This window comes from Pseudomonas sp. VI4.1, from assembly GCF_002029345.1.
In the GTDB taxonomy this organism is placed as follows: Bacteria; Pseudomonadota; Gammaproteobacteria; order Pseudomonadales; family Pseudomonadaceae; genus Aquipseudomonas.
In genome coordinates, this window is record NZ_MULM01000107.1 from 16714 (window position 1) to 28739 (window position 12026).

A 12026-nucleotide genomic window follows, 5' to 3' on the forward strand; every position below is an offset into this window, starting at 1 on the left:
CTGTTCGCATCAGAAGCGCCAGATCACGTCGATGAATGCACGGTGCATGTACGAGTCGACGCCTTTGCCGTAGGCATCGCCCGGCTTGAACACACCGCCACGCAAACGCACCAGGGCCGAAGGCTCATCGATCGATTGACTCAAGGCTGCGGGCAGCAGGCCCTGCTTGAAGTACTTGGTGACGACCACGTCCATTTCCTGGCCGAGGTCTTTGTTGCCATCTTCCAGCGGCAGCGAGGTGCTGGAGAGCACGGCGCCGGTCACGTCATCGGTGTCGTTCTGCACGGCGTTGATGCCGTTGCTGCCGACCGGCTTGTTGCCGTCGACGCGCCAGAACTTGTGGTAGATCACGCTGGCGTCGTATTCGTCGTTGAGCATCCACGAACCGAACAGGGTGGCGCTCTGCATGTTGTTCATCTCGCCACGGAAAGCCTCGCCGTAACGGTGAACCCGCGAGCGGGTACCGGTGTAGTTCGAGCGGTTGCTTTGCAGGCCATTCTGTTCGTAATCGGCGCTGGCACGGGCATAGGCTGCACCGACTTGCCATTGCGGATCGAGGCGCAGGCGCACGCCCAGGTCAGTCGCCCAGCCATCGACATCGCCACTGTTCTTGGCTTGTGCGGGCGCTGTGCCGTCGGCGTTCAGCGGGTTGACCCGGTCGCGGTCGCCGCTCATGCCGGTGATGCTGCCCCAGTAATTGACAGTGTTGGTGTTGCGCCAGTTATAGGCATCGCTGTCGGCGGTGAGGCCGATCCAGCTGATGTCGCCGTTCTCTTTCTTGTCCAGGGAATCGGCGGCCACACCCGGCTGCGCGTAGTCCAGCTTGCCGTCATCGTGGGTGTGATGCCCGCGAATGCCGACCCAGTTGCCCGGGTTCCACTGATACGCCGCATCGGCGTAGGCGTGCAGGCGATCCTTGTCCTTGGGCGCGAGTTCGGTGAGGTCGGTGCGGTATTCGCTGAAGCGTTCGGCGACACCGGCGTTGGCGCGCAACAGGGTGGTGTCGAAGGTCCAGTTCAGGGCTTCGATGTTGGTGTCGCGCCATTGCCCGTCGTCATTGCGCAGGCGCTGGCGACCGAGCTTGAGGATCTCGCCGGGGTAGGGCGTCAGACCGCTGTAGCCGACCCAGAACTCACGCATCGCCAGGTAGTTCTTCTTGCTCTTGCGATCACCGTTTTCGGTGGCCAGGGTGCCGTCGCTGTCGGACTGCTGCAGGGTGTCGGTCTCGATGATGTCGGTGGACGTCACGGCCTGACCCATGGCGTAGCCGCTCCACGCGCCGCTTTCGCCATAGATCCATGGACGCAGGTCAAGGCCGACGCCATTGACGTCGCCGCCGCTCGCCGTACCCAGGTCGGTATCGTCTTCGGACTGGGCGGTGATTTTTACGTCAAGGCCGTAGTTCTTGCTTTCGGTCAGGGCCGCCAGGGTCGGGCACGACCACAACAGGGCGAATGACAGGCCGATACCGGCCTTAACGAATGGATTCAACTTCATAGGGATTCCTCGCCTTCTTCTTCTTCCAGGGCATGCAGTTCCAGCGTGTTCTGGCTCAAGGCACCACGAACGGCCTGTTCTTGTTTCAACAGGCGTTGGGCCTCGGCAAGCTGGGCAGGCGGCAGCTGGGCTTCGAGTGTTTGCGCAAGCTCGGTGGCTTGCGGGGTGTTCTGGGCCTTGGCCAATTGGCTGAAGACGTAGGCGTTAAGCGGGTCGGGCTTGGTGCCCTTGCCTTGGGAGAACAATTGGGCGATGGCGAAGTCCGCGCTGTTCTGGCCGTTGCGCGCAGCGGTCAGCAGGTGGTCCAGCGCTTTTTGCGAGTAAACCTTGCCCAGGTAGCCACGGCGGTAGATCTGGCCGAGGTAGTAGTCGGCGGCCACTTCACGGCCGACGGCTTTCTTGAAGTGCTCTTCGGCGACCTTGGCGTCGGCCGGGACTATCTTGCCTTCGTAGTAGAGCTTGCCCAGCAACAGTTCGGCGCGGGGCTGGTCGGCGGCACGGCCGTTGTCCAGGTACTTCATCAGGGTGTCGACGTCGCCGAGTTCCGGGAAGTCGTAGAGCAATTGCGCCAGGCTGACCCAGGAAGCGGGATAGCCGGGTGCGATGCCTTCGAGCAGCGACTGCGCGGTTTTCTCGTCGGTCGCGCCCAGGGTTGCATCACCCAGTACGCGAGCGACGCTGTCCACGCGCTGAGCGGACACTGCACCGCGCGCCTGGGCGGCTTGCATCTGCTTGATCAGCTCGGCCTGTTGCTCGGGCGCGGCTTTTTTCTGATAGACCGTGGCCAGTTCGACGTAGCAGATGTCGGTGGTGGCCAACGCGGCCTTGCAGATGCTTTCCACTTCGTCCAGATGCTGGTCGTAAGTGCCCTGGGTGCGATACAGCAGCACCTGGGCCAGGCCCGCTTCCGGCTTGCCTTCGGCGCGCCACTGGCTGATCTGCTGCTGTGCGTTGACGTTGGGGAAACTGTGGGGGAATTGCAGGTACAGCATCGCCAACGGGATCAGGGTATTGCGTTCCCCGGCGGCGGACGCTTTTTTCAACAGGCCTTCGGCTTCCTGCTGTTCGGCTTCGGTGGCACCGGGCTTGGCCACCAACAGACGACCCAGGCGCGCCTGGGCCCGCGGCGAGACGCTGGCCGCGGCGCGGTAAGTCGCCTCGGCCTGTTTCATCTGCGCCGGGTCATGGCTGTCGACCTGGATATCAGCCAGGCCGACCTGGGCTTCGCTGTAGCCCAGGTCTGCCAGTTGCTTGTAGTTCTGCGCCGCCAGCGCGGTATCGCCGCGCTTGAGGGCTTCGTTGGCCAGACGCTGGTCGGGCAGGCCGGCGCAACCGCTGAGGCTGACTGCCAACGCGATTGCGCACAACGCATAACCAGTGTGGGAGCGGCTGCTCGTGACGCGAAGCGGTGTGTCAGCCAGCATTGATTCTGAATGTTAAACCGCATTCGCGAGCAAGCCCGCTCCCACAGGGGTTGCGGTGTTCTGAGGTTTGGAGTCATCACAGGCATGTCCTCGACTTAAAGACCGGCGGCCATGGCTTTGTCGATCAGCCAGTTCAGGTTCGGACCACGGGTGCTGTTCACTTCGACCGGGCGACCGGCGAAAGCACTGTTCAACGGCTCGTCAGGCTTGATCTGGACGCGGATGTCGGACGACAGGTCGGCGCTGTTCAGGCTGGTGCTGCTGACGATCTTGCCGCTGCGAACTTTGTCTTCGCCGGCGATCTGGAAGCTGACAGTGCTGCCTGGCAACACGTCGCCGAACTGGCGATAGGAGAAGCGCGCTTCGACGTTGGCTTCGCTGTTCCGCGGCACCAGTTGGAAGATCACGTCACCCTTGCTGGCGTACTGGCCGTCGGCAACCAGTTGCTGCGCCACGGTGCAATCGCATGGCGAGGTCAGGGTGCCGGTCATCTGCTTGCCGAACAGCTCTTCAACCTTGGCCGGTTGCAGTTGGTTGTCGTCCAGATGGCCCTTGAGCACGTCGAGCATGCTGGTGCTGAAGGTCGCCAGCGGGGCGCCTTTTGCAGCAACGCCGTCGTCTTTGACCAGGCTCTGCACGGTGCCGTCGCGCGGCATGGTGATGTTCATCGCCGGCACGCTGACCAGGCCAGCCTGGGCGTGGCTGACGAAGTACATGCCGTACACCGACTTGAAGATGAAACCGAAGGCCGTCAGGCCGACGAGGAAAATCGCCAGGCTGAAGGTCACTGCGCGCAGACGGCCGAACGGGGTCATGCCGTGGCCGCCATCCTTGACCTTGCGCGCCTTGGTGAAGTTGTCGCGCTGCAGGGTCGCCAGCATCTCACCGACGCTGACGATGTCGCCGGCCAGGTGCGAGGTGATCAGGTGGCGCAGGGTGGAAATGTCCTGCTGCTCCAGGTTCTGGAACTGGCAACCGACGCGGCCGGTCTCGCGATCGAAGGAGCGCACTTGCAGCTCCACGTCCATGGCCAGGCCGAGGTTATCGATGACGAATTGCAGGCGAGCCTTGTAAACCTCGCCGACCTTGAGTGGCAACTGACCGGCGTTGAAGGCCAGGCCGCCAGCGGAGAGGTCGATGACCCGGGCTTCAACCGGAGTCCGGTCAGGACCGAAGAAACGCAGCTTGGCCGGGATTTTCACTCGGGCGTGTTGGCGCTGGGCTTCTGATTCATGCACTACGTTGGCGTTGACGGCGGTATTCATATAGACGATTTCCTAGTTAATTCAGGCGAGTTCGGTCAGACCATCATCAGCAGCACGGCAACAAAAATGCTGCCGGCGGAGAAGGTCATGGTCCGAGACGACCAAGTGTTGAACCAACCTTGAAAGCTGGCGAGATCACGGGTCAGGGAAGTGGGCTGGCGACTCCAGGACTGTCGGTCGAGGCGGAAGAACACGTAGATCTTCACCAGTGCGCCGACGATCTGGTTGTAATAGAGAATCGCCGGGTAGGCCGGGCCGATCGTGTGACCGGACAACGACAGCAGCACGGTCAGGATCAGGCGGGTAATGCCGATCCACAGCAGGTAAACCAGGATGAACGCGGCGCCGTACTTGACGGTGGCGATGAGCGCGACCGTCAGGCCAAGCAGCGACGTCCACATCGACACACGCTGGTCGAACAGCACCACCGACGTGAACAGGCCGAGGCGTTTCATCCCCAGGCCCAGGGCGCGGGAGTTTTGGCGCAGGTTGTTGCCGTACCAGCGGAACATCAGTTTGCGGCTGGCCTTGATAAAGCTTTTTTCCGGCGGGTGTTCCACGGTGTGGATCGCGGCATCCGGCACGTAGAACGTGTCGTAGCCCAGGCGCATCAAGCTGAACCAGCTCGACTTGTCATCACCGGTGAGGAACTTGAAGCGACCCAGGCGCCAGTGTTGCAGCGAATCGCTTTCGACGTCGGCGATGAAGTCCGGGTTGGTGACCACGGAGGCGCGGAATACCGACATCCGGCCGGTCATGGTCAGTACGCGCTTGGACAAGGCCATCGAGCACATGTTGATGTGGCGCTGGGCGAAGCGCAGTTTGTGCCATTCGCTCATGATGTAGCCGCCGCGCACTTCGCAGAACTCGTTGGTGGTCAGGCCGCCGACATTGCCGAACAGCTGGAACCACGGCACGGTCTTGAGCACGACGCCTTCGGCCAGCACGGTGTCGCCATCGATCACTGCAACCACGGCGCGGTCGTCCGGCAAGTGGCGGGAGATGGCGCGGAAACCGTAGGCCAGGCCGTCGCGCTTGCCGGTGCCGGGAATGCGCACGAAGTCGAGCTTGACGCGGTCCGGTGGGTTCATCCGCGACCACAGGCTTTTCACCAGCTTCTCATCGGACATTTCCACGATGGAGCAGACCATGGTGGTCGGCAGGCCGCAGTCGATCGCTTCGCGAATCACCGAGGCGTAGACCTGGGCGGTGGTCAGTGCGTCGATTCGAAAACTGGTGACCATCAGGAACACATGGGACGGGTCTGCCGCTTTACCCAGCTTGCGCACTTTGCGCCGCAGGTGCGGGTAGACCACGTACAGAAACAGCATGCCGCGCAGAAAGTGCGTGGCACCCATCGAGTAGCGCCAGATACCGACGATACCGATCAGGAAGATAAAGTCCCTCGACTCGGAGTCGAACGTGGACGCAGGCAACGCCATGGCGATGCCCATCAATAAACTTAGGTAAAACAGCCAACCGGCGGCCTGAAGTAGGCCGTGCTTTAGCCTGTGCATAATCTGCATCCGTCTCGATCTCGGGCGAGCCTGTGGGGTGGCCCGATGGGGTTAAGGCAGGCGTAAATGCCGAAGGTTGCGGCGCCCGTGATAACGCGTTCGCGGGTAAGCCGGCCCCCGTAGGAGCCGGCTTGCTGGCGATCAGCGCGAAGCGCTTACAACCTGCCGGTTACCAGCAGATGCCTTCGGTGCGGCCACTGACGCTGGTGGCTTGGGACATGAAACCGACCAGATCGATCACTTGCTTGCCCTGTGGCGCTTGTTGCGCCAGTGCGCGGAATTTCTCGTCACGGTTGCCGAGGATGATCACGTCGCAGTTGTCGATCACGCTGTCGAAATCGGCGTTGAGCAAGGACGAGACGTGAGGGATCTTCGACTCGATGTAGTCCTTGTTCGCGCCGTGAACACGGGCGTATTCGACGTTGCTGTCGTAGATGCTCAGGTCGTAGCCCTTGCCGATCAGCATTTCCGCCAGGTCAACCAGCGGGCTTTCGCGCAGGTCGTCGGTGCCGGCCTTGAAGCTCAGGCCCAGCAGGGCGACTTTGCGTTTGCCGTGGCTGGAGACGATGTCGAAGGCGTTCTGCACCTGGGACACGTTGCTGCGCATCAGCGAGTTGAGCAGCGGCGCTTCCACGTCCAGGGAACCGGCGCGGTAGGTCAGGGCGCGCACGTCTTTCGGCAGGCAAGAGCCGCCGAACGCGAAGCCAGGGCGCATGTAGTACTGGGACAGGTTCAGCGTCTTGTCCTGGCAGACCACTTCCATCACTTCACGACCATCGACGCCGACAGCCTTGGCGATGTTGCCGATTTCGTTGGCGAAGGTCACCTTGGTGGCGTGCCACACGTTGCAGGTGTACTTGATCATCTCGGCGACAGCGATGTCCTTGCGGATGATCGGTGCGTCGAGTTCTTCGTACAGCGATTGCAGGACGTCGCCCGACGCTTTGTCGAACTCGCCGATGACGGTCATCGGTGGCAGGTCGTAGTCGGCGATCGCGGTGCTTTCACGCAGGAACTCAGGGTTCACCGCGACACCGAAATCGACACCGGCTTTCTTGCCGGAGCAGTCTTCCAGGATCGGGATCACGACGTTGGCCACGGTGCCCGGCAGTACGGTGCTGCGAACCACGATGGTGTGGCGGGTGGTCTTGTCACGCAGGACAAAACCGATCTCGCGGCACACGGCTTCGATGTAGTTCAGTTCCAGGTCGCCGTTCTTCTTGCTCGGCGTGCCGACGCAAATCATCGACAAGTCGGTGTCGCGAATCGCTTCGGCGAAGTTGGTCGTGCCGCGCAGGCGGCCCGTCTCGATACCCTTCTGCAGCAATTCGCCCAGACCCGGTTCAACGATCGGCGATTTGCCGGCATTGATCATATCGATCTTGTCTTTGGCGACATCAACGCCAACGACGTCATGGCCCCGTGCAGACAGGCAACCGGCACAGACTGCACCGACGTAACCCAAACCAAATATGCTGATGCGCATCGCATTTACCTCTCAGTTAATCAAGTCTGTTTCATCAAGCCATTACATGGCCGGAATTAATGGTGTTAAGCGGTAGTGCACTCGCAAGTGCGGCCTTATCGGCGCCATACTGCAGCGCTCAGGCAAAATAAGTTCCGAGTGTCTAAATAAGTACACTCAGGATGTGCGAACTAGGCCTTATTATTATGATGTGCCCTGTCATGCAGCCGAGCTTCTCTGCGGAAGTCTCGGGTGCAAAGGTCTTGCGCGCTCAATGCCAGGCAGATAGCCCGTAAATCAAGCGGTTGGGTGCTCAGGCGAGCACGTTTATAGGGGCGTGGCCTTGGCCTGACAGTGGATAGTGTTGATGCGTTATCTCCTGTCCTTCAGGTGTTGCGCAAATCAGGGATTAGTCGCGGAAGTTAATGTGACAACTTCGCTGGGTGAATCACTGTTCTGCGTAAGTTATCTCGTACATGCACCGTGAGAATCGTTACCGGTGGTATGAACTACGCATCTGGACATAGTTCCGGCCCGCTCATCGCGAATCCTGAAATTTCTTGAAATATTGACTGAGATGGCACTGCTTTCATATTGCTAGCAACGTCTGTTTCACCCTTGATACATAGGGCTATGAGCGCAATAGATAGGAATGTGCCACTACCGCTGAAAATTTTCGGTGCCACTACGGAAAAAAATCGGCGAAGTCGAGTGAAACTAAAGTTAGAGAAATGAGCGTTGGATTTCTGACGTCAATAAGACGTCGAAGTGGGCGGGGGATTGTTCGACGATCAGACGTCGGCGCATGACGGCTCATGAAGTGTCGTGCGCCGACCGGGTGACTACTCTGGCGCGTGATCGCGCAGAAAGACCAGCTTGTCCGCTGAGGACTGCTCGGCGCTGTAGCGATAGCCCTGCACGTCGAACTGTTTGAGGGCAGCCGGGTCGTTGACCCGCTCTTCAATGACAAACCGGCTCATCATTCCGCGGGCTTTTTTTGCGTAGAAGCTGATGATCTTGTACTGGCCGTTTTTCAGGTCCTTGAACTCGGTATTGATGATGCGCGCGTTCAGCGCGTTGCGCTTGACCGCGCTGAAATACTCATTGGAGGCCAGGTTCAGCAGCACGTCGTCGCCTTGATCCGCCAGGGCTTCGTTCAACCATTCGCTGATCCGCGTCCCCCAGAACGCATACAGGTCCTTGCCGCGGGCATTGGCCAGTTTGGTGCCCATTTCCAGGCGATACGGTTGCATCAGGTCGAGTGGACGCAACAAGCCGTAGAGGCCCGACAGCATGCGCAGGTGCTGCTGGGCATAATCGAAATCGGCTTCGCTGAAGGTTTGCGCGTTCAGCCCGGTGTACACGTCACCCTTGAACGCCAGCAGTGCCTGTTTGGCGTTGGCGGGGGTAAAGGCCGGCGTCCAGCTGCCGAAACGGGCGGCGTTGAGCCCGCCGATCTTGTCGGAGACATGCATCAACTCGCTGATCTGCATCGGGCTCAGCTCGCGCAACTGCAGGATCAGCTCCTGGGAATGGTCGAGGTATTGCGGCTGGGTGAAGCGCTGGGTTGCCGGCGGTGTTTCGTAGTCGAGGGTCTTGGCGGGGGAAATCACCATCAGCATGAAGTCGTCTCCTTTAATCGTGGGGGCGATTCTAGGGGGTTGTTCGTGTTGACTCCAGCTATGGGTGTGATAGGTGATCGGTGGCTATCCGCTATCCCCTTGTGGGAGCGGGCTTGCTCGCGAAGGCGGTGTGTCAGTTTCCGATGATGCCGACTGACACGCCGCCTTCGCGAGCGAGCCCGCTCCCACAGGAGGCCGGGGCACCCTCGGTATCAGCTATAGTGCCGCCCGGGTTTTGTTATGGAGACATCCCATTGCGCATCGCTTTTCTATTCGCGGCCTGGCTCTTGAGCTTCAGCGCCCTGGCGGCACCGGGCGAGGCGGCGACGCTGGATCGCGCTACCTGGCCCGAACAGCTCAACAACCCGACCCTGTTCGACGTCGCCTCGCGCGCCGAGATTCTGATGTTCGCCAGCGTCCTGCTGGCCAGCGAATCCCTGGACGAACCGAGCCTGGCCCAGCGCCTGGGCCTGCGCACGATCAACCTGGCGTCGGTCAACCACCTGCGTCAGCGCTTGTGGCAACGCCTGCTGGGCAACTACAACTTCGCCCAGCAAAGCTGCGATCAGGATGCCTCCTTCTGTTTCCTGGTCGAGGACCTGGACACCTTGCGCCAGCAGGCGGCCAAGTTTCAGGTCAGTGACGACAGCTACTACATCAAGTGGGCCGAGCCGAGTCGGTTGTTCCATGCCCGCTACCTGGACGAGCAATTGCGCAAGGCTGCGCTGTTTCCTCAGACCAGCAGCGAAGTCGATCGTTTTGGCGAGCATGAGCGCAACGGCGAGCAGATGAATGACCGGCTGTTCCTGCTGACCTTCGACAGCGCCGCCAATGCCACCCCGGACAACACCGCCTGGGTCACCGAGTACCTGCGCAAGTCGAACATCAGCGGCACCTTCTTCGTCCTCGGCAAGGACATCCAGGCGCGCCTGGCCGAGCGTTCGGTCGCCAGCCTGCAAGCCACTTATTCAATGCAATGCATCGGCGTGCAAGGCTGGGAGTTCCGTTCCCACAGCCACTGGCAGGACTGGCAGGACTCGGTACGACGCAGCGTCGAACTGGTCAAAGGCAAACTGCCGGAGAATTACCTGCCGCTGTTCCGCCCGCCTGACGGTCAGCGTCGTGCGGACGCCGAAACCTTCTTCAACGCCCAGGGCCTGCAAGTGGCGCTGTGGGACATCGATGCCCAGGACGGCGCGGGTAAGCTCAAGCCCGACCAGAGCGCGCAACGGGTGTTGACTCTGATGCTGTTGTGGCGCCACGGCGTGATCAATTTCAACGTCAAGCAAGATGGCGTGAAAAAGGCGATGCCCTGGCTCGTCACGCAAACGGCGCAGAGCGGGATCGGTTGGGAAGACTGTCAGGACGGGTTTCGCTGAAAACGGCAAAAGCCCGTAAACATTGGGCGGAGGGCGATTTCAGGAGGGAATTCGGTGCAGGCGGACTTCCGACTTTAACGGCACATTGCCTGCACGCCAAGGGCTATTCGTCACTCTGAAAAATAAACTTCAAAAAAGCGTCAAAGTACTTTTTACTGTCACAGGTTTTGGAGTATTACGAAGACAGACCGCCGAAACCTGCAACACAGGTGGCGTCTTCCAAGACCCAGCTTGTTCGCAGTTCACTTGAACCCTCGCAGGTGAATTCGGTGGCCACTTCGAGGCGCAGCACTGTCACGGTATTGCGTCGACTGGCTCCCACAAAGGTGACCGAGTATGGATGATCACGGACGTAGTTTTTCCTCCAACCAGCCAATCCTTTATGTACTCGATACCAACGTATTGATCCACGATCCAAACGCCCTGCTTAATTTCGAAGAACACCACGTTGCCATCCCCATGACCGTGCTTGAAGAGCTGGACAAGCTCAAGAGCGGGCATCACAGCGTGGCCGCGGAATGCCGCCAGGCCATTCGGCTGATCGACAAGACCCTGGGCGACGCCAGCCCTGAAGACGTCGAGCTCGGTGTGCCGATCCAGCGGGGCAAAAGCGGGCCCAAGGGTTTGCTGTCGATCCTGATGAGCAAGCGCGCCGAACCGAACATCATTCTGCCCGAGCACCTGAACGACAACATCATCATCAACCAGCTGATCGACCTGCACGCGCGCGAGCCCAAGCTGCCCGTGGTGCTGGTCACCAAAGACATCAACATGCGCCTCAAGGCCCGGGCGTGCGGGATCGCGGCCGAGGACTACAGCACCGACCAACTGGTTGACGACGTCTCGCTGCTGCCTAATGGTTATCACAACATGGACGGCTCGTTCTGGGACCGCGTGAAGAATGTCGAAACCCGTCAGGACCACGGTCGCACCTGGCACCAGGTGCAGTTGATCGACAACCTGCCGGCGGTGCACATCAATGAGTTCATCATCGACGAACAGGGCTTTGTCGGCTGGATCAAGGAGATCGAGGAAGACCGGCTGCTGATTCTCGACCTGCACCAGGAACCCCTGTTGCACCAGGAAGCCTGGGGCCTGAAACCGCGTGACATCTATCAGAGCCTGGCGCTGTACGCCTTGCTCGATCCGGATATCCACCTGGTCAACCTGACCGGGGCCGCCGGCTCGGGTAAAACCATCCTCGCCCTGGCGGCGGCGATCGAGCAGACCATGGTCAGCAAACGCTACCGCCGGATCATCGCGACCCGTAGCGTGCAGGGCCTGGACCAGGAGATCGGTTTCCTGCCCGGCACCGAAGCGGAAAAAATGGAGCCCTGGCTGGGCGCCATCACCGACAACCTCGAAGCCTTGCACATGGATGACGAAAACACCCATGGCAGCGTCGACTACATCCTCAGCAAGGTGCCGCTGCAGTTCAAATCCCTCAACTACATTCGGGGTCGCAGCTTCCAGCAGAGCCTGATCCTGATCGATGAATGCCAGAACCTCACGCCGCACCAGATGAAAACCATCATCACCCGTGCCGGCGCCGGTTCCAAAGTGGTGTGCCTGGGCAACCTGGCGCAGATCGACACCCCTTACCTGTCCGCGACCAGCTCCGGGCTGACGTACCTGACCGAACGTTTCAAAGATTTCCCGAATGGTGTGCACATCACCCTGCAAGGGGTGCCGCGTTCGATTCTGGCCGAATACGCCGAATCGCATTTGTAACCACGTAACCCGAAAACCGGGCGACTTCCAGGTCGTCCGGTTTTTTTATGCGTGCGCCAGGCATCGATCTTACTCAAATCGAAATGTGGGAGCGGGCTTGCTCGCGAATGCGGTGGACAGTCTCTA

The 12026-nt window shown here is 60.3% G+C and carries 8 protein-coding genes; 2 read left to right on the forward strand and 6 right to left on the reverse strand.

The window, feature by feature from the left end; all coding sequences use genetic code 11:
* Window positions 1-9: 9 nt before the first annotated feature.
* From BZ163_RS05960 to yaaA, 6 genes are all read right to left on the reverse strand, one after another.
* A complete protein-coding gene (locus BZ163_RS05960; RefSeq protein ID WP_128870162.1) occupies window positions 10-1497 on the reverse strand; it encodes an alginate export family protein in 1488 nt (495 codons plus the stop codon).
* On the reverse strand, window positions 1494-2921 hold the full coding sequence (algK, locus tag BZ163_RS05965) for an alginate biosynthesis TPR repeat lipoprotein AlgK (RefSeq protein WP_128870163.1): 1428 nt from the start codon (window positions 2919-2921) through the stop codon (window positions 1494-1496). Before algK ends, BZ163_RS05960 begins: the two co-directional genes overlap by 4 nt.
* 95 nt (window positions 2922-3016) lie before the next feature.
* Window positions 3017-4186, reverse strand: a complete 1170-nt coding sequence (locus BZ163_RS05970; protein WP_128870164.1) for an alginate biosynthesis protein Alg44 — start codon at window positions 4184-4186, stop codon at window positions 3017-3019.
* A gap of 35 nt (window positions 4187-4221) precedes the next feature.
* On the reverse strand, window positions 4222-5703 hold the full coding sequence (alg8, locus tag BZ163_RS05975; protein WP_371916788.1) for a mannuronan synthase: 1482 nt from the start codon (window positions 5701-5703) through the stop codon (window positions 4222-4224).
* 169 nt (window positions 5704-5872) lie between these two features.
* Window positions 5873-7189, reverse strand: a complete 1317-nt coding sequence (locus BZ163_RS05980) for a nucleotide sugar dehydrogenase (protein WP_128870166.1) — start codon at window positions 7187-7189, stop codon at window positions 5873-5875.
* Between the two features lie 821 nt (window positions 7190-8010).
* Window positions 8011-8790, reverse strand: coding sequence for a peroxide stress protein YaaA (gene yaaA / locus BZ163_RS05985; protein WP_128870167.1), 780 nt, complete (start codon window positions 8788-8790; stop codon window positions 8011-8013).
* 254 nt (window positions 8791-9044) lie between these two features.
* On the opposite strand from yaaA, the gene BZ163_RS05995 reads away from it, so the two are divergent.
* Complete coding sequence (locus BZ163_RS05995; protein ID WP_128870168.1) at window positions 9045-10169, forward strand: polysaccharide deacetylase family protein; 1125 nt, start codon at window positions 9045-9047, stop codon at window positions 10167-10169.
* A gap of 336 nt (window positions 10170-10505) precedes the next feature.
* A complete protein-coding gene (locus tag BZ163_RS06000) occupies window positions 10506-11900 on the forward strand; it encodes a PhoH family protein (protein WP_128870169.1) in 1395 nt (464 codons plus the stop codon).
* Window positions 11901-12026 lie beyond the last annotated feature (126 nt).